General features: G+C 60.2%; 22 protein-coding genes. 11 read left to right on the forward strand and 11 right to left on the reverse strand.

The features are described from left to right. Positions 1 to 48: 48 nt before the first annotated feature. Positions 49 to 813 carry a type I methionyl aminopeptidase gene (gene map, locus KUF55_RS04975; RefSeq protein ID WP_218818167.1) on the reverse strand — a complete coding sequence of 255 codons (765 nt, stop codon included), beginning with the start codon at positions 811 to 813 and terminating at the stop codon, positions 49 to 51. 69 nt (positions 814 to 882) lie between these two features. On the opposite strand from map, the gene KUF55_RS04980 reads away from it, so the two are divergent. After that, entirely contained in the window at positions 883 to 1185 is a 303-nt protein-coding gene (locus KUF55_RS04980) for a helix-turn-helix domain-containing protein (protein WP_218818168.1), read from the forward strand. 171 nt (positions 1186 to 1356) lie between these two features. Here KUF55_RS04980 and KUF55_RS04985 read toward each other — a convergent pair whose 3' ends face one another. Continuing rightward, a complete protein-coding gene (locus KUF55_RS04985; protein WP_218818169.1) occupies positions 1357 to 2454 on the reverse strand; it encodes a ScyD/ScyE family protein in 1098 nt (365 codons plus the stop codon). 687 nt (positions 2455 to 3141) lie between these two features. On the opposite strand from KUF55_RS04985, the gene truB reads away from it, so the two are divergent. From truB to KUF55_RS05000, 3 genes are all read left to right on the forward strand, one after another. Next, complete coding sequence (truB, locus tag KUF55_RS04990; RefSeq protein ID WP_132362518.1) at positions 3142 to 4020, forward strand: tRNA pseudouridine(55) synthase TruB; 879 nt, start codon at positions 3142 to 3144, stop codon at positions 4018 to 4020. A 70-nt stretch (positions 4021 to 4090) separates the two neighbouring features. Next, positions 4091 to 4465: a hypothetical protein gene (locus tag KUF55_RS04995; protein ID WP_168152848.1), complete on the forward strand. Its 375-nt coding sequence runs from the start codon at positions 4091 to 4093 to the stop codon at positions 4463 to 4465. Next, a complete protein-coding gene (locus tag KUF55_RS05000; RefSeq protein WP_218818170.1) occupies positions 4462 to 4956 on the forward strand; it encodes a hypothetical protein in 495 nt (164 codons plus the stop codon). Before KUF55_RS04995 ends, KUF55_RS05000 begins: the two co-directional genes overlap by 4 nt. Before the next feature lie 121 nt (positions 4957 to 5077). Here the strand turns inward: KUF55_RS05000 and KUF55_RS05005 are convergent, their stop codons facing one another. Beyond that, the gene (locus KUF55_RS05005; RefSeq protein WP_218818171.1) at positions 5078 to 5689 is read right to left on the reverse strand and encodes a DUF937 domain-containing protein; all 612 of its coding nucleotides are present in this window, start codon (positions 5687 to 5689) and stop codon (positions 5078 to 5080) included. A 174-nt stretch (positions 5690 to 5863) separates the two neighbouring features. Here KUF55_RS05005 and KUF55_RS05010 point away from each other — a divergent pair, with 174 nt between their 5' ends. The 3 genes from KUF55_RS05010 to rpsO all read left to right on the forward strand — a co-directional run bounded on the left by KUF55_RS05010 (position 5864) and on the right by rpsO (position 8057). After that, the gene (locus KUF55_RS05010; RefSeq protein WP_132361575.1) at positions 5864 to 6811 is read left to right on the forward strand and encodes a bifunctional riboflavin kinase/FAD synthetase; all 948 of its coding nucleotides are present in this window, start codon (positions 5864 to 5866) and stop codon (positions 6809 to 6811) included. Continuing rightward, positions 6804 to 7619 carry a class I SAM-dependent methyltransferase gene (locus KUF55_RS05015; RefSeq protein WP_255557322.1) on the forward strand — a complete coding sequence of 272 codons (816 nt, stop codon included), beginning with the start codon at positions 6804 to 6806 and terminating at the stop codon, positions 7617 to 7619. The genes KUF55_RS05010 and KUF55_RS05015 overlap by 8 nt, the downstream gene beginning before the upstream one ends. Positions 7620 to 7787: 168 nt before the next feature. Next, on the forward strand, positions 7788 to 8057 hold the full coding sequence (gene rpsO / locus KUF55_RS05020; RefSeq protein ID WP_132361571.1) for a 30S ribosomal protein S15: 270 nt from the start codon (positions 7788 to 7790) through the stop codon (positions 8055 to 8057). An 86-nt stretch (positions 8058 to 8143) separates the two neighbouring features. Here rpsO and KUF55_RS05025 read toward each other — a convergent pair whose 3' ends face one another. Together KUF55_RS05025 and KUF55_RS05030 are read right to left on the reverse strand one after the other, a co-directional pair. Beyond that, positions 8144 to 8926, reverse strand: a complete 783-nt coding sequence (locus KUF55_RS05025; protein WP_218818172.1) for an isocitrate lyase/phosphoenolpyruvate mutase family protein — start codon at positions 8924 to 8926, stop codon at positions 8144 to 8146. A 247-nt stretch (positions 8927 to 9173) separates the two neighbouring features. Then, positions 9174 to 9908, reverse strand: a complete 735-nt coding sequence (locus tag KUF55_RS05030) for a hypothetical protein (protein WP_218818173.1) — start codon at positions 9906 to 9908, stop codon at positions 9174 to 9176. 903 nt (positions 9909 to 10811) lie between these two features. Here KUF55_RS05030 and KUF55_RS05035 point away from each other — a divergent pair. Beyond that, positions 10812 to 11549, forward strand: a complete 738-nt coding sequence (locus tag KUF55_RS05035; RefSeq protein WP_218818174.1) for a YceI family protein — start codon at positions 10812 to 10814, stop codon at positions 11547 to 11549. A 257-nt stretch (positions 11550 to 11806) separates the two neighbouring features. Here the strand turns inward: KUF55_RS05035 and KUF55_RS05040 are convergent, their stop codons facing one another. Next, positions 11807 to 12502, reverse strand: coding sequence for a hypothetical protein (locus KUF55_RS05040; protein ID WP_218818175.1), 696 nt, complete (start codon positions 12500 to 12502; stop codon positions 11807 to 11809). Positions 12503 to 12850: 348 nt separating this feature from the next. Here KUF55_RS05040 and KUF55_RS05045 point away from each other — a divergent pair, with 348 nt between their 5' ends. Next, positions 12851 to 14086 (forward strand): serine hydrolase, encoded by a 1236-nt coding sequence (locus KUF55_RS05045; protein ID WP_218818176.1) that lies wholly within the window; start codon positions 12851 to 12853, stop codon positions 14084 to 14086. Between the two features lie 135 nt (positions 14087 to 14221). On the opposite strand, the gene KUF55_RS05050 is transcribed toward KUF55_RS05045, so the two are convergent. The 3 genes from KUF55_RS05050 to KUF55_RS05060 all read right to left on the reverse strand — a co-directional run bounded on the left by KUF55_RS05050 (position 14222) and on the right by KUF55_RS05060 (position 17809). Further along, the gene (locus KUF55_RS05050) at positions 14222 to 15001 is read right to left on the reverse strand and encodes a type 1 glutamine amidotransferase domain-containing protein (protein WP_218818177.1); all 780 of its coding nucleotides are present in this window, start codon (positions 14999 to 15001) and stop codon (positions 14222 to 14224) included. A 183-nt stretch (positions 15002 to 15184) separates the two neighbouring features. Beyond that, the gene (locus KUF55_RS05055) at positions 15185 to 16648 is read right to left on the reverse strand and encodes an amino acid permease (protein WP_218818178.1); all 1464 of its coding nucleotides are present in this window, start codon (positions 16646 to 16648) and stop codon (positions 15185 to 15187) included. A gap of 570 nt (positions 16649 to 17218) precedes the next feature. Then, complete coding sequence (locus KUF55_RS05060) at positions 17219 to 17809, reverse strand: hypothetical protein (protein WP_218818179.1); 591 nt, start codon at positions 17807 to 17809, stop codon at positions 17219 to 17221. A gap of 283 nt (positions 17810 to 18092) precedes the next feature. Between KUF55_RS05060 and KUF55_RS05065 the strand changes: the two genes are divergently transcribed. Beyond that, positions 18093 to 19679 carry a DUF4389 domain-containing protein gene (locus tag KUF55_RS05065; protein ID WP_255557324.1) on the forward strand — a complete coding sequence of 529 codons (1587 nt, stop codon included), beginning with the start codon at positions 18093 to 18095 and terminating at the stop codon, positions 19677 to 19679. A gap of 216 nt (positions 19680 to 19895) precedes the next feature. After that, on the forward strand, positions 19896 to 21047 hold the full coding sequence (locus KUF55_RS05070; RefSeq protein ID WP_218818180.1) for an acetate kinase: 1152 nt from the start codon (positions 19896 to 19898) through the stop codon (positions 21045 to 21047). Positions 21048 to 21168: 121 nt separating this feature from the next. Here KUF55_RS05070 and KUF55_RS05075 read toward each other — a convergent pair whose 3' ends face one another. Both KUF55_RS05075 and KUF55_RS05080 read right to left on the reverse strand, forming a co-directional pair. Further along, positions 21169 to 23589, reverse strand: a complete 2421-nt coding sequence (locus tag KUF55_RS05075) for a phosphoketolase (protein ID WP_218818181.1) — start codon at positions 23587 to 23589, stop codon at positions 21169 to 21171. A 599-nt stretch (positions 23590 to 24188) separates the two neighbouring features. Continuing rightward, positions 24189 to 25172, reverse strand: coding sequence for a beta-ketoacyl-ACP synthase 3 (locus KUF55_RS05080; protein WP_218818182.1), 984 nt, complete (start codon positions 25170 to 25172; stop codon positions 24189 to 24191). Positions 25173 to 25279 lie beyond the last annotated feature (107 nt).

Raw genomic sequence — 25279 nt, forward strand, 5'->3', positions numbered from 1 at the left:
TGGAAGCCGGGACGACCTTTTTGTTGGCTGCGGAAATCGATCTCGCGGCTAGTGGGTGAGGATGCGCGGGCCATCCTCGGTGATGGCGATGGTGTGTTCGGTGTGCGCGGCGCGCGCTCCGGTGGCGCTCTTGAGTGTCCAGCCATCGGCGTCGGTTTTTAGCGTGGCGGTGTCCAACATGACCCACGGTTCGATGGCCAGCAGCAGCCCGGGACGCAGCTTGTAGCCGCGACCGGGACGGCCAATATTGGCGATGTGTGGATCTTGGTGCATCGTTGATCCCACGCCGTGGCCGCCGAATTCCGTATTCACCAGGTAACCGGCATCGGTGAGAACCGAGCCAATGGCGTGGGAGATGTCCCCGATGCGAGCCCCTGGGACCGCGGCGTTGATGCCCGCGGCAAGGGCCAACTGAGTTGCCTTGATCATCTTGGCGTCCGTGGTGTTGACGGGCGTTCCGACGGTGAAGCTGATCGCTGCGTCAGCGACAAACCCGTTAAGAGATGCGGCAAAATCGAGGGTGAGTAGATCACCGTTTTTCAGCGCGTAGTCGTAGGGCATTCCATGAAGCACCGCATCGTTCAGTGATGTGCAGATGAAATGGCCAAAGGGTCCGCTACCGAAGTCGGGTGCGTAATCGACGTAGCAGGAACGTGCACCTGCCTCTCGGATCATCTCTCCGGCCCACTGATCTATCTCCAGCAAATTGGTGCCAACGGTGATCCGTTTTTTCAGGCTCTGGAGAACGGAGGAGATAAATGCTCCACTCTCGCCCGCGCGTTGTAGCTCGGCGGGGCCGAAAATTTCGATCATGGGGAATATTCCTCTCGTTGGCACCAATGATAGTACCGGTAATACTATACCGGTACTATCATTGGAACTATGGTCAGACTTCCACTTACTCCCGCCGAACTCGAACGCGGTCAGCAACTCGGTTCCCTGCTGCGTGCGGCCCGTACCGATCGATCCATGTTTGAGGTAGCCGTTGCTGCCGAAATTTCGCCCGAAACCCTGCGCAAGATCGAAACGGGACGTATCGCCACTCCGTCCTTTTCCACCATCGCTGCGCTCGCTACCGTCCTGGGGCTCTCCCTTGATGAGGTGTGGGCGTCCATCAATGGCCCGGCGCTCTGCGGCAAGGGTGATGTCTCCGTGGGGGAGTCGAGCGAACGTTTGGCCTCCTGAGTTTCGACGAGTAGTCGGTACGCCTTGCCTGAACTGGTCTATTTTGGTTTGGGTCTTGGATCCGGACACAAAGAAACCCCGCCGCGAGGAACGAGGTGCTGCACGGTTCCGGTGTCCTTCGCGGAGGGGTTTCTTTATTCCCCCAAGGAATACAAAAAGGTAGAAGCTTCACTATTTGACGGTGGCTGTCACCAGCTTTCCGGACGGTGTCAGAGCCTCGGTGCCGGCGATCAACTTGTTGTTGTGGATGGCGACATCACTGGCCATCTGGGCCGGCAGTACCGTCACGGCATGTCCGTTGACGATGCGAGCGATCCCGCCGCCAAATAGTTCTGACACGAAAACGTTGCCCCGACGATCCAGCGCAATGCCGGTGGGAGCGCTGAGCCCGGTGGCAACCACGTGGGTCTTCTTGGTGTGCAGATTCATCTTGTAGGCCTTGCCGCTGGACAGCGACTCACCCGGTACCCCGGGCAACACGGTGTAGTAAAGCCAATTGCCTTGCACCGTGATGTCGGTGGGTACTGGTTGGGCCCAATAGGTATGTCCGAGCATGCAATCGGGGACGGAAAGCCCCATTTCCTTGGCGAGGTCCTGCACCGCGCCGGTGATAGTGATCGGTTCGGCAGGGAGCGCCTTGACCAGCGATACCGTGCCCTGGTTGTTCACGTGCAGGATCGTATTGGCTCCGGCATCACCCACATAAACACCGTTACGCGCCGGAACGCTGGAGAACGGGTGGGAGTAGAGCTCGCCGGTAGACTGCATCCACGGGGCATCCGCCAAACAAGTTTCGGTGGCATCGCGCACACCGTAGACGGTGGACCCATCCGGATTATGCGCCTTCTCGAACTCCGTGATGTCGGTGATGGTGCGGATCTTGCCCGACTTGTTGATTGACTTCAGCAGAGCGGGCGTCGCCCCGCTGGGCGGCTCCTCTCCCGTGGCCCCAGCATTCTCGAAGTAGTACGTGGTTCCACGGTCATGCGAGACGCCGACAATTTCTTTGCCCGGGGCATTCACCAGTGTTTTCTTTTCCCCGGTGGGTGAGATGGAGCTGAGTTGGCCAGCGAAGCTTTCGGCGACCAAGATACTGCCTTGGGGTCCAAAGGCAACCTTGAGTGGGCCCGCCAGACCTTCGGCGAGCGTTTTGACGTTGGAAATGGTTGGTGCGGTGGGATTGTTATTGCGGGCCTGGGATGGGGTGACGCTCAGCGTCACCGTCAAGGCCGAAGCAGCGGCTACTGCCGCTACGGTACGAAACTTCATGAGGATTTTCCTAGCCAATAGATCTGGACGCAACGGATGCGTTGCGTGAACGATTGAGCTGGCTCGTTTCATCTTTCATCGCGCGACATGCAGCTGGGCAGGAAAATGAGCTTGCGCGGCCTTTTATTTTCGGGCGCGGAGCGATGTCCTTGGCTCACATGTCGATGATGATGTTTTGCTACGAGTGACGCCGTTAAAACGGGGACGTGGGCGTTGGATCCCCCCAGAGGTTCCATGCCCGATGCGAGTGTTCCGGCTGAGACCGGGTAGAGACGACGCTATGTTTCGCGCTGGCCTAAGTCAATGGCGACCGGAGAGTAACAAAACCGATCAGTGGATTGGTCCTCGGGTGAGGTGTCATCATCACCATCGGAGCCGGTGGAGCCGGTGGAGCCAGATTGTGCGTGGTAATCAGCACATGCGGTCATATCGAAACACCGAAGATCGGTAGTTTATGCGTGGGGTATGGGTGGAATGTTGGACGGTCACCGAGGCTCTCGCGCCCTGCGAAAAGCGCCTGATTGACGCTCTGTGCTGAGAGAGGGCTGCCACGATCCGGGGAGCCGAGGTGTATTCGTGGGCGCTGGGTCGGGGAGTTGGGAGTCCAAAACGCGGGTAAGGGGGCCATCAGGTTCGCGGCATATACTAGAGGGCGTGAAAACTGTTCCGGAGCAACCCACCCAAGCCATCGGCTCAGGCCTGGTCATCGTCGACAAGCCTCAGGGCTGGACGAGCCACGACGTGGTGGGCCGCACCCGCCGGCTAGCCGGAACCCGCAAGGTCGGCCATGCCGGAACCTTGGATCCGATGGCGACCGGCGTGCTGGTGCTGGGCATCAACAAGGCCACGCGCCTGTTGACCTACATCGTGGGTGCTCACAAGACCTACACCGCCACCATCCGTCTGGGCGAGTCGACCATCACCGATGATGCCGAAGGCGAGATCGTGCAAACGCGGATCGCCGCTGCCCTGACCGAGGAAGCGATCCACGCCGGCATTGCCAAGCTCACCGGAGACATTGAGCAGGTTCCATCTTCCGTCAGTGCCATCAAGGTCAATGGTGAGCGCGCCTACGCCCGGGTGCGCGCCGGCGAAGAAGTAAAGCTTGCCGCCCGCTCGGTGACCATTCGTCGTTTTGAAGTGCACGATATTCGCCGCGAACGTGGTGGCAAGATTCTAGACATCGACGTGACCGTGGAATGCACCTCCGGAACCTATATCCGTGCTCTGGCCCGCGACCTCGGTGAAGATCTGGCCGTGGGTGGCCACCTGACCGCGCTGCGTCGCACCGAGGTTGGACCCTACACGTTGGACAAGGCTCGCACACTGGAGCAGTTGGCCAAGGACTTTGAGTACCTGCCGCTGGAAGATGCCGCAGACGCTTTGTTCACCCGTCGTGATTTGACGGAGAAGGAACGCTCCGAGCTCTCCTTTGGTCGTCGCATCAGCTCAAATGAGACCGATGAGGTGACTGCCGCCTTCGCACCGGATGGAACGCTGGTGGCACTGCTGAAGAATAAGGGCGCCGAGGCCAAGCCCGAACTGGTCTTCGCCACCGCTTCCTAGTGACCGTTGCCCGAGGAATCGGGCATCAAGACCAAGGAAGCATCACTATGTTTAAGGGGTTACCTCCGCCGTGATCGTTGACGGATTCTTTATAGCCGGAGCCATTCTGTGTGCCCTGGCCGTTGTGCTGGGCGTGGTGGCTACCATCATTCGTGATTACCCGGACGATTTTGCCCTGATCTCCGTAGCACTGCTGGACGTGTTCCTGATTGTCTATGGAATCGGCGCGGCCATCCGGCAAGCCGGCGGGCAGCCGCTGAATGGAGAACCCTGGGAATTTTGGGGTTATCTGATTACCGCTCTGCTGGTTCCCGCTCTTGCCTTTATCTGGGCGGTGACCGATAAGTCGCGCTATTCCAATACGGTGCTCGCGGCGTCGGGCGCGGTTGTATTTGTCATGCTGTACAGGATGGAACAAATTTGGGACGGGGTGCTTCCGGCATGAGTGAGAATGGAAAAACTGGGGTGAAACGCTCGCGCATTGCTGACGCAGCCTCCCGCGGTAAGAGCAAGGATTCCACCAAGGGATCCAACGGCGGGCGCAGCTCTGGCCTTGGAAGAATCATCATCGCCGTGTACGGCGTGCTGGCGCTCTCCGCCACGGTGCGCGCGCTGTACCAGATCACCCAGGACTTCTCCGGTGCCCCGCTGGCCTACACGCTCAGCGCACTGGCGGGCGTGGTCTACATTGTTGCCACCCTTGCCCTGGCCTCCAAGAAGCCCGGTAGCTGGAAGCTCTCCTGGTACGCGGTGCTCTTCGAATTGGTGGGTGTGCTGGTGGTCGGCGCGCTGAGCTTCGCCGTACCGCATCTTTTTGCCCACCCGGCCGTCTGGTCGCACTTCGGCTCCGGCTACGGCTACGTGCCGCTGGTCTTGCCGATGATCGGCCTCTGGTGGCTCTCGCGCCACCGCGAGAGCGCAATCGAGACTCCCTAGGTTCCTCGGACACCCACAGTGAACAACAGCGGGCCCGTGCCTTTTGAACTCCAGCACCGATTAAGGTGCAGGATTCTCTAGGAACGGGCCCGCTGGCGTCTGTTGTCGGAATCGAAAGGAACTACTTCTTACCGAAGAGTCCACCGAGAATGCCACCGAGATCCAGGCCGCCTGCGCCCTGGGGATTTGCGGTGCTCGATCCCTGCTGCGCGCCGCCGAAGAGACCCCCGAGGATTCCGCCCAGATCAATTCCACCGGCACCCTGAGCGGTGTTACCGCCCGCGGAGCCTAATAGGCCGCCGAGGATCGATCCTAAGCCGCCCGAAGAATTACTGGCCTGCTTGGCCAAGTACGACATGACCAACGGGGCCAGAATCGGCAGGGCCTTCTTCACCAGACCTCCCAGATCAATGCCGCCCGGGGCAGCGCTGGTCAGTGATGCGGCGAGAGCGTCCTGGTTACCGCCCAAGGCGTGCTGGACGATCTTCTGGCCGTCTTCGGTATCAACGGCGTCGATGTCCACGCCACCGTCTAAGAAAGTTGCGTCATGCTGGGCAATGGCCGAGTTCAGGGCTTCTTCGCCCTCGGGGGAGGACGCATTGCTGTTCAGCCCCGCCAGCAGTGAGGGGAGAGCGGCGGAAGCGGTGGCACGAGCGGTCTCGGCATCCACACCCAACTTCGCGCCCAACTGCTCCAGTGGGATCATCTTCAACAGTTCGTTAAGGTCTGCCATCAAGTGCTCCTTTGAATTGGGCGTCCCAGATGACGTCCCTGCGCCCATCCTAGGTTGTGAACGGCCGGATTGGGGGAGAGCCACGAGACAAAAATCGGTAGTTGGAGCACTTGTCGTCCATAATGGTAATGGCCGCCGATAATGCGGCCGCAACTAACCCCGCTAAGGAGCAACGTGCACTATTGGAAAGGCCTTGAAGCCGTACCCCCCGGCATCGGCCCATCGGTAGTCACCATCGGCAACTTCGATGGGGTGCACCGCGGTCATCGTGAGGTCCTGGCGGCAGTTGTCGCCACCGCCCGCGAACGCGGCGCCAAGGCAATTGCCATCAGTTTCGATCCGCATCCGGCGCAGGTGCACCGCCCGGAGGCCGCCCCCGAACTCATCATGGGTCTAGAAGACCGGATCGAGACCCTCGCCGATGAGGGGCTTGATGCTCTGCTGATGATTCATTACACCCTTGAATTCTCCAAGGCCACCGCCGAGGAATTTGTTGCCAAGATTATCGTTGGCGCGCTGAACGCCTGCACCGTGGTTGTTGGCCACGATGTGCGCTTTGGCATTGATAATTCCGGTGACTTCGACGTCATGGTCGCCTTGGGCAAACAATATAACTTTGATGTCATTGGCATCGAGGATATTGGGGATCACCGCCGCTGGTCATCCACCTGGGTTCGTGAGGCGCTGAATCGCGGAGAAGTTGGCACCGCCGCCCAGATCCTCGGACGCCCGCACCGCATGCGCGGCGAGGTAGTGCACGGAGCCGCACGCGGACGCGAACTCGGTTTCCCCACCGCCAACCTTGACCCAGCGGCTTCGGGCATCATCCCGGCAGACGGCGTGTACGCCGGCTGGTTGGTAGATGAGGCGCAGATGCGCTGGCCAGCCGCCATCTCCGTTGGTTCCAACCCGACCTTTGAAGGTGTCAGCCGACAGGTTGAGGCCCACGTGATCGACCGCCCGGCAGAGGGTGTGGAGGACTTCGACCTCTACGGCCAGCAGATCGTGGTCGAGTTTGTGGAGCACCTGCGCCCGATGGTGGCATACCAAGGTGTTGAGGCGCTGGTGGATCAGATGCGTGAGGACGTTCAACGCACCCGCACGGTCTTGCTTGATGCCTGATTCCAAGCCTCCGCTTCCCGGAATGGCCCCGCGGCCCGTTCCGGGGTTGCCTTTGCGTGCCTTCACCATGAATGCCACACGCCGGGCAGAACTCGCCACCGCCTTCACCATTGGTGGCTCTCACTATGACTCGGTACGTCCGGCCTACCCGGATGCCGCAATTGATTTCATGGTGCCGGCCGGGGCACGGGATGTTGTTGACGTTGGTGCGGGTACCGGGATCTTCACCTCACAGCTATTGGACCGTGGACTGAGCGTTCGCGCCGTGGAACCCTCCGAAGATATGCTCACCGTTTTGCGTGAGCGACTTCCCGAGCTTGAGGCCACCTCGGGCACCGGCGAGAGTACCGGACTCGAAGAGAAATCCGCCGACGTCATTAGCTACGCCCAAGCGTGGCACTGGGTTGATCCGAAGGCCGCGAGTTCAGAGGCAGCGCGTGTGTTGCGTCCCGAGGGCCAGCTGTCTTTGGTGTGGAATCAATTTGATGTCTCCATTTCATGGGTCCACCGCTTAGCACGGATCATGCATGCCGGAGATGTACATCGCCCCGACTTCGTCCCACCCTTGGGGCTCGAGTTTCAGACTCCAGAATCCGGGGCGTGGACGTGGGAACAAGAATTAACCGGTGAGCAGGTAATCGAGCTGGCCAAGTCGCGCAGCTACTACCTGCGTGCTGGGGCTGCGACCAGGGCAAGAGTTGAACACAACCTGAACTGGTACCTCTTTGATCATCTGGGGCACAATCCGGGCGAGCCGTTTGCGCTTCCTTACCTCACCCATGCCTGGCGGGCACGCCCGCGGGGCTAAGAATCGGGTTTCCGTTCATGGCTCGATTGTTGTGGTGCGCATCTCGAAGGGTGTCATGAGGTCTTATATATTTGCTAGACTTGACGACGGTGCCCGCTGCAGTCCGCGGTTGCGAGTGCACCTGCCGGTAACGGTGTAAGGAAACGCGGTACAACTCTAGGAGTTATTGTGGCATTAGACGCCGCTATCAAGCAGGAAATCATGAAGGCCTACGCAACCAGCGAAGGCGATACCGGTTCACCGGAGGTTCAGGTTGCCGTTATGTCACGTCGTATCCTCGACCTGACCGAGCACCTGAAGATGCACAAGCATGATCACCACACCCGCCGCGGCCTGATGGCCCTGGTTGGTCGTCGTCGTCGTATGCTTGCATACCTCAAGGGCACCGACATTGCACGCTACCGTGCGCTCATCGAGCGTCTCGGCCTGCGCCGCTAGTCTTTAGCACTAGGTTTGATTGAAATTCCCCGGTTCCTGTCAAAGGAACCGGGGAATTTTTATATCTACACCCTTGCCCTGGATTGTCAGTCCGATATGCCCTGGCGGAACGTCACGAGGTGGGATTGCATCTCCCAGTAGGGCGTTGCGGCCGGGAGCGGTTTGTTGCCGCGAAGGGCGTTGGCAATGCCCACGGCGGCATCCACGGCTGCACGGTAGGGCAGAGAACCGGAACTCACGCGCCTGACTCCCAGCTTCCCCAACTCGGTCACGGTCATCGTGGGATGCGCCAACACATTCACCGGCAGGAGGATCCCGGCGGTGATGCGCGGAATGTCCTGGACGGTTATTCCCGGGACAAAGATCCCGTCGGCACCGGAATCGGCGTAGGTGTGGGCACGACGCAGCACGGCGTCCACGGAGGGATCCTCGGCAAACCACAAATTGTCCACCCGGGCATTGATGAAGACGTCGGGGGAGCGGTGCTTGATCGCTGCGATCTTGGAAGCGGCCGTGGCTGGATCGACAAGATGCCCGGATCTACTGTCCTCGAGATTGATGCCGGCAACACCTAAACCCGCCAATGTGGCCACGAATTCGGCGACCTCGACTGGGTCGTCACTGTAGCCGTCTTCAATATCCACCGTCAGGTGGATGGGCAGCCGGACCAGTTGCGTCACCAGCGCGGCGGTTGCCTGTTTGCTCGAACGGTAGCCGTCGGGATAACCAGCGCTAGCCGCGATACCAAAGCTGGTCGTGCCAACGGCGGGGAATCCTGCATTTGCAAAGGCCAAAGCCGAACCGACATCCCATGCATTGGGTAGAAGCAGGGGAGCGTCAGTGTGGTGCAGTTCGTGAAACGTGGTCATATTGTTTCCCATCCCTAGCCTTCTAAACAGTGGCTTGTCCCAAGTGCATGACCCAGTTCGGAGCACCAAAAGATATGCGGTCAGGATCCCCGCACCGGCCACGGTCTGATGCTCCCGGGCGATCACTACCGTCAGCCGATCTAACGCCCAAAAGCCTCGCACAATGCTGCCGACGTTGTTGAGGATAACCTCTCTCCGTACGCAGAAGGCCCGGAAACGTGAGTTTCCGGGCCTTCTTTCACATCAATTACTTGGAGACACTCTTCGAGGTTGTTGATGCCGCCCATGTAGCGGTCGGTACCTGAAGTCGGTAGGACTTCTTCTTTGACTGCTTGATGGTGACGGTGGCCTTGCCCTTAGCCAAGTTGACCGTCTTGATCGTCTTCCATGAAGTGCCGGACTTAACCTGCAGCTTTGCACCCTTGGCGTTGTACTGCGAGTAGCGGTACTTTTCCGGCGAGTAGACCTGAGCCTTGGCCGTCAGCGTGACCTTGGATCCCGAGCGCTTGGCGGTCAATGTGCTTTTGGTCTTGCCGCGGACATAGAAGGTCTTGCTGGTGTTGTCCGTGTAGTCGCTGTAATCGCTCCAGTACTCCTTAAAGTACGAATCGTAGTATTCGTACTCAGCGAAGATATCGGCCGGTCCCACCTTGTAGGCGCCCAGTCCGTTGAACGACGGGCAAATCATCGCACGATCTGTGATCTTGCGCCCCTCAAAACTCAGGTAGTCAACGAGCCCACCCTTTCGGGTGATATCGATAGATCCGATGGAATCAACGAAATCCTTCTTGACCTTGGTGGACGCAGTGATCGTGAGATTGCGGCAGTTGGCATCCGATACCGTGATGTTCGAAACCTTGTAGCCGGTGATGTCGATGGGACGGTCGCTGGCCTGGGCGGGTGCCGCCGTGACAAGTAGCCCTGCGGTCAACGTGATGGCGACGCCGATGCCGGCGCTCCGGCGCAGTAGTGATTTGATCATGCTTCTTTTCCCCCTGGAAATGCGAGTGACATGCCGCAAATTTTGTGCATGAAATTTATATAATACGCAGGTCCTGTGACGTTTTGAAAGATGTCGATCATTGCTTGCCGTGACAAATTCAAATTCTTTCTCGAAACAGACTTTTTTGATTCACCCAACCTGTGATGATCCTGATTGACTGTGAATCAAATGTGGATGAAGCTGCGGAATCTCAAACGCCGAAAGGCGGTTCATCCAGATGACCGTGATTGATTCGACAATAGAGGAACACCGAAAGTCCTGGCATCGCGTGGGAATGAGGTACGCGGGGTTGAGACCGTTTGTGAAGCAAGATTGAAGCTCCGGCTAGAAATCGTTACGCCATCGCGTCAATCTTGACCAATGCTCGGTAGGTAGCGCCGATGATTAGAATGCTGCCCACTATACCGAGCAGCCCTCCAATGCAAGCAATTACGAGGAAGGGGAGGTCTAGTCCCATAGAGCCATTGTCAAAAGCCATTCGAGTACCGAACGCCACCGCGATGAAGATTATTAGTGGACTTGCGAGAATCATACTAATTCCGCTCACAAAAAGACCTGCCGAATTCTTGTACTCCATATTTCCCCCATTAAACGAAGCTGATATTGGTAGATTACATGGTCTCGCCAGCCGAATTGCCTCTCGCGTCAGGTGCTGAATATTTGCCCGTCCACCCGCCGGGCCGTCCAGCCGTGAACCATTTGGTTACCGCCGTTGGGTTTCTCGGTGTGGGTTCCTCGGCAGTTCGCTGTTGAGGGGCTGTGTATTTCTGATGAACTCTTCCGGGACCAGCAGAATCCGGGCCAAGGCAAAGCCGCTGATGCAATAATTTAAGGGTCAAGTAAAAGGTCGCCGGAGTGCGACGCTATCGATCCGGAGACACCATGACCGAGAAGTCAGCGCCAACCCGCCCCAGGAACAAACGTCTGCTGTGGATCATTGCCATTGCTGCGATCGTGATCATTGCGGGTGCATTTATTGGTAGCCGCATCTACGCCGCTAACGTGTCAGCACAAGCAGAAGCGGTGCCGACGTTGTCCGCTCCGACGACAACTGGAGCATCAAGTGCTTCCGGTGGCAGTAGTGGACCAACGGCCGCCACCGATCGCGACGGGACTTGGACTATCGGTTCCGGATCTTACGCGGGGTACCGACTGGATGAAGTTCTCAACGGGGCCGATGTGACGGTTACCGGGCGTACCGAGGACGTCAGCGGTTCCTTGACCGTCAAGGATGAGAAGCTCACGGCCGCGGATCTGACGCTGCAGGTTGACACCATCACCACGGACTCGGACCGCCGCGATTCATACTTCCGAACCTCTGCCATCGATACATCGCAGTTCCCCGAAGCGACCTTCACGCTCACCAAGCCCGTCGACGTATCCGCGACACTGGACGGCGACACCAAGGAATTCGACATTACCGGAGACCTCACTCTCAACGGTCAGACGGTGTCAGTGACGTCCACGGTGAAGGGTGCGTTCAGCGATGGATCGGCGCAGCTGGTGGGTCAGATTCCTATGACTTGGGAAGATTTTGGCGTCGAAGCGCCCAACTTGGGGTTCGTCTCGGTGGAGGACACGGGCTTCATCGAGTACTCCTTGAACGTGACACAGGGCTGATAGTGGGGATGTGTTTGCCGGGAGCTTGGTCGCGTTGATGATCTGACAGGCTTTCGGCTCGTCTGGCCGTTCACGCTTTCCGCGGGCTGCCGGGCGGACTTTGCGAAGCATCCGTGCTTGGTCTTGTTCCTGGGAGCGGATCCGTCATCCCGGTACGTGGGTGTCGGAATGACCGGTCCCAAGCCTTAAATGGCATGTGCGGCTGGAATTAATCCAACCGCACATGCTCTTAGCCTGTCACTGTGCCGAATCGGTCACTAAAGATTGCATTGCGTACCGAAACTGTCAGTGGTTTTTCCGGCCCAGACGACGCCTCCTTCGGAGCAGCGCAAGACCTCGAAGGCTAGGCCATCACGCTCTGCCCGAAGACGAGATCCATTGTCCGCGATGACCTCCCAGCCAGCCGCTGGCAGTGCTACGCGATAGTGCTGCAACACATCAATATCTTCTGAGATGACCAACAGGCGATCGCAGCCACCCGCGCCACTCGCCCCGCCGCCACTGAAGTACCCGATGTGCTCGATGGAATCAAAAATCCGTTGGGACTCCTGCTCCGCGGCCGCAGTCCCAGCCGCTTCTAAATCGCTAGAGTCGGTGCTCACGCACTGCGGGGTCGAATCCAACTGCCTCTCAATTTTCTGGTGCTGCGCCAATGGAGTGACAGCTAGCATCCCCAGCAACATGATGAAAGGGATCGCGATGGCCAACAGTCGCATCCATCGCGCTCGGGCGGCTATCACCGCGATTAGCCCAACAAGCAGAACGGGAATAAGAGCCATTCCGGACAGGCCCGCAGTCAGGCCCCAAACCAAACCCTGCAGGGCAGTGCCGGTAACCTCTCCGTACTCTGCCGTGAAGGCATAGTGGGCCAGTACGGCAAGCAAAGCGAATGCCGATTCAACGGCGAGAAGTACAACAACGGTCATGCGTGGGCGAGTGATTGTAGTTTCCATGACTCAGTCTAGATTCGAAGCAACGTTATATCTACAGTTGAGTTTGATATTTTTCCCTTCAGCACGTGCAGTATTGCCGGAATTGAGGATTGGCGCAAGGAAGCGGACATATATTCTCTCAGGCGAGTTGATTAAAGGCGGTGTAAGGGCTGAAAGGACACTTTTTCGTTCGCGCGGGTACCGTGCTCGTTCCCTAGCTGACCGTAGAAGATCTCCGATGGGGGAGTATGAGCTCATGCGTCATATTTATCCAAGGTTTGGAGCCGCGAGGAAATGAACTGGTTCCCGAGGTTACCCAATGGTAATGTCCCTATATTCAATGGGGCAGCAACGAATAAGGGACGCACAATGGACGGCACAAATCTGGACTACGTCCCCGCCGGGGTGGACGCGAACAACTGGAAGTCGCCCGAGAACCTGCGCTGGTCCTTCCAACACATGGCCGATTTCCTGCCCACGGCAGTTATTTCCCGCGGAGAAGCACCGGTGGCACAACTTCCTGAGGCACACCGCGACCTGGACTCGGTGATGATCCTCCCGAGTATCCCCGGGGGAGTACCAGTGAGTGTCGGCTCGGTGATGGCCACTACGGAGACCGACGGGTGGATGCTCATGCACCGCGGAGCGGTGCTCACCGAGCAGTACTTCGGAGAGATGACGCCAGCTAGTCCGCACCTGCTGATGTCCATGAGTAAGTCGCTCGTTGGCGCGGTTGCCGGGGCCTTGTGCGACTCGGGGGTACTGGATGCCGACGCGCAATTAACCGATTACCTTCCCGAGCTGGCAGAGGCGGGTTATGCCGGGGCGACGGTACGCCAGCTGCTCGACATGCGTTCTGGCATCGATTTCTCTGAGAACTATCTGGACCCAACTGCCGGGATCCGGCTGATGGAACAGGCCATCGGTTGGTCTGCCCTCAAGGCCCCGGGTCCCACCGGCATGTACCCGTTCTTGCGCACCTTGCTGCGCAAGACGGCCCACGGCGGGGTCTTTGAATACCGCTCCTGCGAGACCGACATGCTCGGTTGGGTCTGCGAGGCTGCTGCCAAGAGCCCCATGGCCACGCTGATGTCGGAGCTGGTGTGGGGCAAACTTGGCGCGGAATCAAATGCCACCATGGGAATCGACCAGCTCGGCACCGGGATTTTTGACGGCGGCATCAACGCCACGATGCGTGACATGGCCCGCTTCGGTTCCCTCTTCCTGAACGAGGGCCGCTCGCCCAGCGGAGAGCAGGTGCTCTCGAGCGAATGGATCGCCCAGACACTGGCCGGGGCACCGGATTCCCGTGATGCCTTTGAAGACAGTCCCGTAGACAACCTCATGCCCGGTGGGATGTACCGCAACCAGATGTGGTTCCCGTACCCCGGTGACGACGTGGTGCTGTGTCTAGGGATCCACGGACAAATGGTCTACATTAACCGACCTGCCGAAGTTGTGGCGGTGAAGTTGTCCAGCTGGCCGATGCCACAGGACCCGGCGAGGCTTTTCCCCACGCTGCACGCCTTCGACGCCATCGCCGCGGCACTGCTGGTGGAGGTCAATTCAGCAACCGCTCCGGTGGTACCGGTCGAAGCCGCCTGATACCGGCGAAGCGGCACTCAGGCGCACAGAATCCCTGCCGTTGCCCTCGGCACAGCCATGGAGTGACGCGTAGAAAACCAAGACTGGCGGTCGTCCCACCGATGGGACGACCGCCAGTCTTGGTGTTGGAAGGTATCAGTGCTCGTGGTGGGTCTCGGCTGCCTTCTTGGCCGCTTTTTCGGCGTCCTTCTCCGCCCGAAGCGCGTCGGCCTCGTCGTGTTCTTCGGCCTTCTCCTGGTGGATGATCTCCGCCAGAAGTTTTTCCATTTCCTTGGCCACGCCCGCGGCGGAGGCGGGGTTCTGTCCGGTCACCAGTCGCTCGTCCACGACCACGTTCTCTGCCCAGTTCTCTGCGGAGACATGGGTGGCGCCCTGTTCGGCGAGCCGGTCAGCGAGGAAGAACGGGATGACCTTGTCCTTGCCAGCGGCAACTTCCTCCTCATTGGTGAAGGCAGCGACCCGTCGGTCCTCGACGAGACGGAACCCGTTCGCCAATTCAACGTTCACCAAGCCTGCCGGTCCGTGGCAGACCGCACCCACCACACCGCCGGAGTTGTAGACGCTGGCCACTAGGTTTTGCAGACCTTCACTGTCCGGGAAGTCCCACATGGTGCCGTGGCCGCCCACCAGGTAGACGGCGTCGTATTGGCCGGGGTCAACCACGTCGACGCGAGCGGTGTTGTAGAGGCCCGCGCGGGTGGCCTCGTTCTCGGTGAAGGCAACTTGGATGGGATCTTCGGTGTCGACCGTATCGCGCGGGGGCTGGCCGCCCTTGATCGAGGCAAAATCGACAAAATGCCCGGAATCCTTGAAGACCTTCCAGGGATGTGCGGCCTCGGCGACGTTGTAGCCGGTCGCCTCTCCCGTGTCGCCGATTTCGGAAACGCTGGTCAGAACCATGAGGATTTTCTTCATGAAGTGCTCCTTTCGTCCGATTTCCACCCTATGCGGGGGCAACCCACCTGCCTACCCCGAGGTAGCGCGTGTCTCCTGAGCGTTGCCCCAGAGTTCGCTGACATTCGCCCGAATCTAGGACCCAAAACGTGATTCCTGAGATTCGCGCTGAAGAGCTTGACCCATGATTCGCAGCACCGCTGCCTAGGCTTCCGTTGACGGCAACACATCGCCCGTGGCATGCCGTGGGCTGTTGGGGTTCATCAGTGAGTGCTTGCGGCCATAGAGGAAGTAAATGCTCAGTCCGATGACCAGCCAGACGCCGAACCTCAGCCACGTTTCCCAGTGCAGTTGCAGCATCAAGAATCCGGAGGCGAGCATGCCGAAGGCCGGGACCACGGGCATGAAGGGGAGCCGGAAGGTGCGTGGGGCGTCCGGCTTCTTGTAGCGGAAGATGATCACGGACAGGCAGACAACGACGAAGGCGGCCAGAATGCCGATGTTCGTCAAATCTGCGACCGCCTTGATGGGGAACACTCCGGCCAAGAACGCGGAGGCGATGCCGGCGATCCAGGTGACACGTTGAGGTGTGCCGTGGCGATCGGTCCTGGCGAACCAGCCCGGAAGCAGTCCATCGCGGCTCATGGAGAACCAGACACGGGTCACCCCGAGCAGGAAGGTCAGCATCACGGTGAGGATGGACAGCACGGCAAACACGGAAATGATCGTGGCAATGACCGGGAGGCCGACGCCGTTAAACGCGGAGGCGAATCCGGCGGTTGGGTCGATGTCCTGATAGTTCTGCATGCCGGTGAGCACCAGCGTGGCGGCGACGTAGAGGAGCATCGCGATAATCAATGAATAGATGATCGCCTTGGGCATGTGCTTCTTGCCGTCGGTGGATTCCTCGGCCGCGGTGCTCATCGCGTCATAGCCGAAGACGGCGAAGAATACCGTTGCGGCTCCGGCCATGACGGGCCCGAAGCCGCTGGGCATAAACGGGTTGTAGTTTCCGGTGTTGATGTAGAAGATGCCCAGACCGATGATGAATAGGATCAGCACGACCTTGATGGCCACGGCCACCAGTTCGAAGCGCCCGAAGGCCCGGGTCCCGCGCGAGAGGATCCAGGTCACCAGGATGCAGACGACGATGGCGGGGATGTTCACGATGCCGCCCCGGCCCTCATCCGCGGTGGAGGCCGCCCAGTCGGGCAGGTTGAACCCGATCCCGGCGAGGAAGGCCGAGAAGTAGCCGGAGATGCCGATGGCCACGACCGCCACGATGGCGATGTATTCCAGCAAGAGGTCCCAGCCGATGAACCAGCCGATGATCTCCCCGAGGGCCACGTATCCGTAGGTATAGGCCGAGCCGGCGCGGGGGATCATGCCGGCGAATTCCGCGTAGGACAGGGCCGCGGCCGCGGAGGCCAGACCGGCGATCAAGAAGGAGATCAGGACGGCGGGTCCGACGCCGGGTTCGGATCCGCTGCCGTGGGCCACCAGACCGGCCAGGGAGAAGATCCCGACGCCGATGATGCCACCGACACCGATTGCGGTGAGTTGCCACAGTCCGAGTGACTTGGCTAGGCCGCTGTGTTTGTTTTCTTCCTCGATGTCGTCGATGGGCTTGCGCCGCATGATGGACTGGGATTTATCTTTTCCGTTCATGAGGGACTCCTGCCTTAACGTGTCCTCTATTTTTGGCCGCTTCGTGAGCCAAGCGGTCTCCTCAGATCAGTATGCGAGTCTGTCCGCAATTACTAAAGACTTGCGAAGCTGGGGCTCCGAACGGAATCGGTCGGCCGGCTGCGTGGATGGCCGGTCGCAGAGCCGTGGTGTTGCCCTCGATTAGCGTTTCGTCTTGGTCTTCGGCGGCACTGAATTAGAACCGCAGCGCAGGTATTTTTCGGCATTCACACTTTGCCCCGCACCGGGGAAGAGGAAGACTCGAGGTAGAACAGCGACGCTGAATGTGGCGATCCGATCGCGGATTCGTAGTTCGAGCAGCCCTCAGTTGTCGTGTCCGCGTCGTGTCCAAGTGGTGGTGGTTCGGTGAAGGATAACCAGCTGGCGCGTGACTCGCAGGCGTTTGAAAAAATCGCGCGCAGGGCCGACGAGCAGGCTTGAGTTCTTTAGGATTTCATCATTCATCTCATGCTTGGAACTCATACCCTGCGCCATGATCTTCGATGGTAGACCAGTGCACTGCCACGCTGGATACACGAATATGTGCCCCGGCTAGAAATTTCTGTCGGGCGTTCCGCTCTCGATGACTGGTGCGACTGACGATGCGACGCCGGTGGTACTGGTGACGGAGGATAACGGAGTCCAGATCATCGCGCTCGTCATGGTGGAGGTGAAGATGACGGTCTTCTTGGTCTTGGCGAAGTTGCCCTTGGTATTCACCGAGCCCAGGTTCACCGTGCTGCCCGCCCGCTGGATGTCCACCATGTCTGCGCCGTTTCCGGTGCCCGGGCACTGAACGTTGCCATCTCGCAGGCGAAGGGTCACCGGCAAGTCCGCCCCGGCCCAGCCCGGAGTGACGGGGGCAAGGTTGACCTGCTGGCTGTAGGTGAAGCTCAGGGTGTCCCCGACATCGATCTTGCCCGGCGCCCCGGTCGTGTTGCCCCTCAGGTAGGCACCCAGATCATCCAGGGACACCGAGAACACGGTGTTCTTCACCGGTCGGGTGGCGACGAAAGCTGAGGTGGTGCTGTTGGCCCTCTCATCGGTGGCAACGACCCGGAAGCCGGAGGAGGCCGCGGCCAAGGCCGTGGTGTTGAAGCGGCAGGAGCAGGGCGCGCGGTGATGCCGCAGAGCGGTGTCCAAGTACTGGTGCCCGTTCAGGTGTAGTGGATTTGCAGCTGGGCGACGCCCGAGTGGGCCTCTGCGGCCACGGCCGCTCAGGTGTTGGCCCCGCGCACAGGACGTTGCCTTGGCGCTCGCCGAGCCAGACTCAAATGGAGTCGAGAATTAGCGCCACTGCCCGCAAGCTCGTCTCGAATATGACGTTGGCCCACGCGGTAATGCGCAGCGCACCCAAGATCCTGCCCGCCAACCGTAGGTGTTCACGCTGCACGGCGGTACAGTCACGAGCATCGAAAGGATTGACATGGCCACCCACGCTGTCCCACCGTTGGCACCCTTCTCCTCGAGGCCGGCCCGCATGAAACCAGGACATTGGGTCTTGTTGGTCCTTGGCGTGCTGCTAACCATCCTCGGACTGGGCCTGACCGTCGGCGGAGCCGTGACGCTGGGAGCCAACGCAGCCCAGCGCGACGGCCGCTACCTGGTGGGTGATACCGAGAACTACCGGAGCACGGGATATGCATTGACCAGCCCGTCGGTGGTGCTCGATGCCGGGTCAGAGAACATGTCTGCCCTTCCGCCACTCGGGGATCTGGCCAGCATCCACGTGCGCGTGAGCAATGCGGTCCCGGATACCGAAGTCTTCGTCGGAATAGCCGACGTCTCCGATATCGATGTCTACTTGCAGGACGTGGCCCGCTCCTCCCTGGGGGAGACCACGTTCGTAGCTGCAGACCCATGGCCGGGGCGCTCGCCGTGGGCGAAGGACACCGCGCGAACGACGGCGGGAAACCGGGTCCCGGAACCCCCGGGGAAACAGGAATTCTGGAGAGTCTCGGCCTCTGGGCCCGGTGCCCAAGAGATCTCATGGGACTTAGAGCCCGGGCGATGGGCACTGGTGGTCATGAACGCCGATGCCAACGCTCCGGTGTGGGTGGACCTGCAGGCCGGTGCCCGATCTGATCTGCTCGGTCCAATTGGTACTGGCCTGCTGGTCGCGGGGCTGATTGGCTTGGTCCTCGGGATTCCCCTGCTTTTGCTGGGAACAGCGGGGCTGGGCCGGGACATCGACGCGGCCCGTCCGGTCACCGGCCAAGGTCCCGGGGCAGCCCTGGCGGAGCATGCGGGGCGGGGACAGAGAGCATTCTCGGTGTATCCGCTCAGCTTTACCGGTGTGCTGGAGGGCCGGCTGTCGCGTGGGTTATGGCTGGTGAAGTGGTTGCTGGCGGTGCCGCACTACCTTGTCTTGGCGTTGTTGTGGGTCGCTCTGGTGGTGACCACTATCGCGGCCGGGGTCGTAATCCTGTTCACCGGCCGCTATCCGCGCTCATGGTTCTGCTTCAACGTCGGTGTGCTGCGTTGGTCCTGGCGGGTGGGGTTCTACGGTTACTCCGCGTTGGGCACCGACCGCTATCCGCCCTTCACCTTGGCACGTGCCGACTACCCCGCAGATCTTGATGTGGCCTTCCCACAGCGGCTCTCGCGAGGGTTGGTGTTGGTGAAGTGGTGGCTGTTGGCCATCCCACACCTGCTGATCATTGGCATTTTTACTAGCGGCACCGGTGCCACGTGGAACGGTGGTTGGGAGGATGGCGCCGAGCTTTCCAGCAATACGTGGGGACCTTCGTTGCTGGGGCTGCTCGTGTTGATCGCTGCGGTGCTCCTGCTGTTTACCGGCCGCTATTGGCACGGGTTGTTCGCTTTGATCATGGGAGTGAATCGCTGGGTCTACCGGGTCAGCGCGTATGTGCTGCTGATGCGCGATGAGTACCCGCCGTTCCGCCTCGATCAAGGCCCGTTTGACCCGACCGTCGCTGCCCCCGAGGAACCGGGGCCGGTGGAAGGCAACGAGATTCCGGGACCTGGGAATCAACCGCCCACTTCCCGCTGAACCTCCGTGATCCGCCGCAGGGCTTCAGCCCCGAGGCGGATCGCACACCAGCGGTGGCGCTATATTTTGGTCCGGTGGCACGTCGGCTCGCAGCATCAGCACTGACAGGCGTATGCACGTGCTTGACGCGCGATCATATGAGCAACGGTCTGCCGCCAGACTCTAGCCGGTGAGTTCTCAATCGCCCATGCCCGCCCGATCACAGGAAGCAGACCAATGCTTGTTCTCGTCCTTAACGCCGGTTCCTCGTCGCTCAAGTATTCGGTCCGACGATTCGACCCGGACCAGTCGTTGAACGGAGGCGTGAAGATCGCCAAAGGCATCGTGGAACAGATCGGCGCAGGGGACGTGGCCGACCATCTCCAAGCCTTCGAGATCGTCAGGGGCGAACTCGCCGAAGCGCTCGGAGGATGCACCGTGGATGCCGTAGGACACCGGGTGGTCCACGGTGGTGAACGCTTCACCTCACCCGCACTGATCGACAATGAAATCATCCGCGCCATCGAGCAGCTGAACGAGCTGGCGCCGCTTCACAACCCGCCCGGTGTGCAATGCCTCCGGGCAGCTACCCGAGCCTGGCCGAACGTGCCGCAGGTGGCGGTCTTCGACACCACCTTCCACCGCACCCTGCCCGAAGCTGCCTGGCGCTACGCCCTGCCGGACGAGCTCTACCGTCGGTATGGAATTCGCCGCTATGGCTTTCACGGCACCAGCGTGGAATATGTTGGACAACGGGCAGCAGCCCTGCTGGGAGTGCCGTGGGAGAAATTCAACGGCGTGATCGCGCATCTGGGCAATGGTGCCTCGGTCACGGCGGTGAATCAGGGGCGCAGCGTGGACACCTCCATGGGCTTCACGCCGTTGGAGGGCCTGGTCATGGGCACCCGGTCCGGGGACGTGGACCCCGGCGTGCTGGTCTTCCTACTGCGCAAGGGCTACGACGCCGAGAAACTGGATAACTTGCTCAACCGAAATTCAGGATTCAAGGCCCTGGCCGGGCACAATGACATGCGCACCATCACCGAGGCGGCCGCGAACGGGAACGAGGAGGCAGAGCTGGCGTTGGAAACCGCGGCGCACCGACTCGCCCGGTACATCGGCGGCTATCATGTGGCCTGTGCGGGGGCTCAGGCAGTAGTGCTCACCGGCGGTATTGGGGAGAATTCGGCCCCCTTCCGTGCCCGGCTTCTGGCCAAGCTGGGACCGTTGGGTATCAGCCTCGACGCCGCCGCGAATGAGGATGCCACCGGCGTGGAAGAAGGCCTGTGTATCTCCGCCCCGGAGTCGACCATTCCGGTTCTGGTGATTCCCACCGATGAGGAGCGCGCCATCGCCGAGGCAACGCTCGCTCTGGTTGGGGCACCGTGAAGCTCCCCGCAAGCGCTCAGGACCGAACGCCGTCTCACAACACGGTAGCCAAGGACACCGCGACAGCCTGAACTCAGGGCGCACACCACGAAGAGTGAGACGGGCTAGGAAAGACGCGCCCCTACGGTGCCTGAGGCGTGGGCTGGTCGGCGGCACCGGGATTGGCGCTCCATTGCCAGTTTCTGATCTCCGGCATGTCTTCACCGTGGGTCCGGATGTACTGGCGGTGCTCGATGAGCTTGTTTTTGAGCTCCTCGCGCACGTGCGACGAGATGTCCTGGAGCCGCGGCACCCGGTCGATCACATCGATGGCAAGGTTGAAGCGGTCGATCTGGTTGAGCACGCACATGTCGAACGGAGTGGTGGTGGTGCCCTCCTCCTTATACCCGCGGACGTGAAAGTTGCCGTGGTTGCTGCGCCGGTACGTGAGCCGGTGGATCAACCACGGGTAACCGTGATAGGCGAAAATCACGGGCTTGTCCGTGGTGAACAGCGCATCAAACTCACGATCTGCCAGACCATGCGGGTTAGTGGCCTCATCCTGGAGCCGCAGTAGGTCCACGACGTTAACCACCCGGATCGACAGATCCGGGAACCGAGAGCGCAGGATCTCGACGGCGGCAAGGGTTTCCATGGTCGGCACATCCCCGGCAGCGCCCATCACCACATCGGGTTCGGCATCGGTGTCCGTGCTGGCCCAATCCCAGATGCCGATGCCCTTGGTGCAGTGCACGATCGCGTCGGCCATGTCCAGGAACTGCATCTGCGGCTGCTTGCCGGCCACGATCACGTTGACGTACTGGCGGCTGCGCAGGCAATGGTCGGCGACAGATAACAGAGTGTTCGCGTCCGGGGGGAGGTATACCCGGATGACCTCGGACTTCTTATTGATCACGTGGTCGATGAAGCCGGGGTCCTGGTGCGAGAAACCGTTGTGGTCCTGCCGCCAGACGTGGGAGGTCAGCAGGTAGTTAAGGGAAGCGACAGGCCGCCGCCAAGGAATCGAATTGCTGGTGTCCAGCCATTTGGCGTGTTGGTTGAACATCGAGTCGACGACGTGGATGAACGCCTCATAGCAGGAGAAGAATCCGTGGCGGCCGGTCAGCAGGTAGCCTTCAAGCCAGCCCTGGCAGGTATGTTCGGACAGGATTTCCATCACCCGCCCGTCCGGAGCCAAGTGGTCATCCTCGGGCACGGTGTGGGCGTTCCACGTGCGGTCGGTGGCTTCGAGGACGGCTGCGAGTCGGTTCGAGTTGTTTTCATCCGGGGAGAAGACGCGGAAGTTGTCCATGTTCGCCGCCATGACGTCCCGAAGCATCTGCCCGAGCACTCGAGTGGCTTCCACCGCGCCGGTGCCCGGTTTATTCACCTGAACCGCGTAGTCACGAAAATCGGGCATCCGCAGATCACGCAGGAGAATCCCGCCATTGGCGTGCGGGGTGGCGCTCATCCGGCGCGGTCCTGCGGGATGCAGGCTACGGATTTCTTCAACCGGAGCCCCTGATTCATCGAAGAGCTCCTCCGGGCGGTAGCTGCGCAGCCAGGTTTCCAAGATCTGCCGGTGACTCTCGTTTTCGCGTGCGGCGCTAAATGGTACCTGATGCGATCGCCAGGAACCCTCGACCTTTTTCCCGTCGACTTCGGCGGGGCCGGTCCAGCCCTTGGGGGAACGGAGCACTATCATCGGCCAGCGGGGCCGCTGGATCTGGCCGTCCTCTCGGGCCCGGCGCATAATTTCCCTGATCTCATCGAGGCAGGCATCCAGAGTTCGAGCGAAGTCTTGGTGCATTTGTTCGGGGTCTTTGCCCTCCACATAGTGGGGGATATGTCCGTAGCCGCGCAGCAGCGCGTCGAGTTCGTCCCGGTCCATCCTGGCCAAGATGGTGGGGTTGGCGATCTTGTAGCCGTTCAGGTGCAGGATCGGCAGCACTGCTCCGTCACGGGCGGGGTTCATGAATTTATTGGAGTGCCAGCTGGCCGCCAGTGGCCCGGTCTCTGCCTCCCCGTCTCCCACCACAGCAGCAACAATCAGCTCAGGATTATCAAAGGCCGCCCCGTAGGCATGAGAGAGCGAATACCCCAGCTCCCCGCCTTCGTGGATAGATCCGGGGGTTTCCGGGGCAACATGGCTCGGTATGCCTCCGGGGAAGGAAAACTGCTTGAACAACCGCTTCATGCCCTCTAGATCCTGGGAAATATTGGGGTAGGTCTCGCTGTAGGTGCCTTCCAACCATCCTGCCGCGACCGGTCCGGGCCCGCCGTGTCCCGGACCCATGACGTACATCATCTCCAGATCGCGTTTCATAATCGCCCGGTTTAAGTGTGCGTAAATAAAGTTCAGTCCAGGGGTGGTGCCCCAGTGACCGAGCAGTCGCGGCTTGACATGCTCAGGCAGCAGCGGTTCGCGCAGCAGCGGGTTGTCCATGAGATAGATCTGCCCCACGGACAGATAGTTTGCCGCGCGCCACCACGCGTGGATGCGCTGCAGTTCTTGGGGGGATAAGACGTCATCTGTTTCGGAAAACTCTGGGCGGTGATTCATGGAGGAGATGGGTCCCTTTCGCTTCGTCGTGATGATGATTGACCGAACCGCTGTATCTACCGTGCGCCACGGGGTCCTGAGGTTGTGACGCTTAGTGCCAGAACACTCGTTCCGATTAGGTGGGAAATAGCCCTAGGCGATGGCTCCGAACCTACGTGCTAAGACGGACATAAGCCATAGACAGAGTGACCTTCATGGAAACCTGGACATTGGCCGGAATCGCCAGTCCGATGGAGTCTTGAGCGAATATGGTGGGCCAAGACGACCGAAATCGGGGCGGACACCTAGGGTGTTCAAGACTTCAGACAGGCTCCGCTCGGTGTGTTCCACTGCAAATCAATTCGGAGTAGCGGTGACCTGACGGAGCTCGTTCCGGGCGGCCGATGATTTGATGTTCTTCAGTGATCGGCCCATAAGAAGCGTGCCGTTAAGAAATTGGTAACTATAGGCCGCGTTGCAGCATTCGCCCTGGCGACGTCGATGACGAGGAACTAGTGGTGGCGGGGAGCTACTGACTCAAGGTCCTCGGATTTGTGGAGTTCTTCGACGCGTATGTCGCGACGAAGGATTGGACGCGTCGGTGCTCAGCCGTCTTCGTCCTAGGGCTGGGAACGGAGCGGATCCCTGGCTGGGGTGCGGATGAGTTGGCCGGCGTAGGCGAAGCCACTACCGAAACCTAAGAGCAGGGTGAGCGCGTCGGCGGGTACTTTGCCGTTATGCCACCATTTGGAGAGTCCTAGGGGGATGCTGGCTGCGGAGGTGTTACCTGATTCCGAGGCGTCGGTCAGGACGATCTTGTGATCAAGTCCCAGGTGCTTAGCCAGAGGCTCGATGGTGCGTAGATTGGCTTGCTGAGCCGCGAGGACGTCGATGTCATCGATGGAGTAGCCGGCTTGTTCGATGACTTTGCTGGCGTGTTTGGCGGCGTCAGTGATTGTCCACCGGAGCCCGTTTTGGTCGTCCTGGTCGAACCGATTCATGGGTGCTTGGAGTCCAGTCGTATTGCTCATGCGGTGATCGGAACCCCAATTGACGGCACTGATGCGTGGAGAATCGCTGGCCGCGACGATCATGGCCCCGGAACCGTCAGCGGTCAGGGTGCAGGTGCCGCGATCCGTCCAATCGGTTAGCGCGGAAAGCTGCTCGGCGGCAATGACAAGTGCGACAGTGGCGGTACCGGTCCGGATGGCACTGTCCGCGAGGCCAAGGGCATGACAGAATCCCGAGCAAGCCGTGTTGATGTCAATGATTGCCGGTGAAAGGGCGCCCAGGGCGTGGGCGACGCGTCCGGCGGTATTCGGCGTGCGCTCGGTGGCCGTGGTGGTGGCAACAATGATCAAGTCGACAAGCTCGATATCGACGTTTGCGTCGCTGAGGGCGTGCCGCCCGGCGGCTACAGCCATGTCCGCGACGGTTTCTGTTTGCTCGGAAATGTGCCGGGTGACGATACCGGTCCGGGACTGCGTCCAGTCATCGCTCGTGTCCACCATCTTGGCAAGATCACGGCTGGTCATCGAGTTCGCTGGCTGGTAATGGCCTAGCCCGATGACTTGGGAACCAACAGGGCCCTTCGGTAACTGCATAGTGACTCCATCGTTTCCTTGCGCCAACTGCAACGCGGGGGATCATGCGGAATTTTTTGACGGGCACCGAATGCATCGCCCTGATCTGTTATTGAGCCTAAGGGTTT

The organism is Paeniglutamicibacter sp. Y32M11 (genome assembly GCF_019285735.1).
GTDB lineage: Bacteria > Actinomycetota > Actinomycetes > Actinomycetales > Micrococcaceae > Paeniglutamicibacter.

Coding starts and splice junctions, on each gene's coding strand:
- KUF55_RS05015 (WP_255557322.1), top strand. CDS start 6,804: ATGCCTGATTCCAAGCCTCCGCTTCCCGGAATGGCCCCGCGGCCCGTT.
- KUF55_RS05075 (WP_218818181.1), bottom strand. CDS start 23,589: ATGAATCACCGCCCAGAGTTTTCCGAAACAGATGACGTCTTATCCCCC.
- KUF55_RS05080 (WP_218818182.1), bottom strand. CDS start 25,172: ATGCAGTTACCGAAGGGCCCTGTTGGTTCCCAAGTCATCGGGCTAGGC.
- map (WP_218818167.1), bottom strand. CDS start 813: ATGATCGAAATTTTCGGCCCCGCCGAGCTACAACGCGCGGGCGAGAGT.
- KUF55_RS04980 (WP_218818168.1), top strand. CDS start 883: ATGGTCAGACTTCCACTTACTCCCGCCGAACTCGAACGCGGTCAGCAA.
- KUF55_RS05035 (WP_218818174.1), top strand. CDS start 10,812: ATGACCGAGAAGTCAGCGCCAACCCGCCCCAGGAACAAACGTCTGCTG.
- KUF55_RS05055 (WP_218818178.1), bottom strand. CDS start 16,648: ATGAACGGAAAAGATAAATCCCAGTCCATCATGCGGCGCAAGCCCATC.
- KUF55_RS05005 (WP_218818171.1), bottom strand. CDS start 5,689: ATGGCAGACCTTAACGAACTGTTGAAGATGATCCCACTGGAGCAGTTG.
- KUF55_RS05025 (WP_218818172.1), bottom strand. CDS start 8,926: ATGACCACGTTTCACGAACTGCACCACACTGACGCTCCCCTGCTTCTA.
- KUF55_RS05065 (WP_255557324.1), top strand. CDS start 18,093: ATGGCCACCCACGCTGTCCCACCGTTGGCACCCTTCTCCTCGAGGCCG.
- KUF55_RS05045 (WP_218818176.1), top strand. CDS start 12,851: ATGGACGGCACAAATCTGGACTACGTCCCCGCCGGGGTGGACGCGAAC.
- KUF55_RS05040 (WP_218818175.1), bottom strand. CDS start 12,502: ATGGAAACTACAATCACTCGCCCACGCATGACCGTTGTTGTACTTCTC.
- KUF55_RS05050 (WP_218818177.1), bottom strand. CDS start 15,001: ATGAAGAAAATCCTCATGGTTCTGACCAGCGTTTCCGAAATCGGCGAC.
- KUF55_RS04985 (WP_218818169.1), bottom strand. CDS start 2,454: ATGAAGTTTCGTACCGTAGCGGCAGTAGCCGCTGCTTCGGCCTTGACG.
- KUF55_RS05000 (WP_218818170.1), top strand. CDS start 4,462: ATGAGTGAGAATGGAAAAACTGGGGTGAAACGCTCGCGCATTGCTGAC.
- KUF55_RS05070 (WP_218818180.1), top strand. CDS start 19,896: ATGCTTGTTCTCGTCCTTAACGCCGGTTCCTCGTCGCTCAAGTATTCG.
- KUF55_RS05030 (WP_218818173.1), bottom strand. CDS start 9,908: ATGATCAAATCACTACTGCGCCGGAGCGCCGGCATCGGCGTCGCCATC.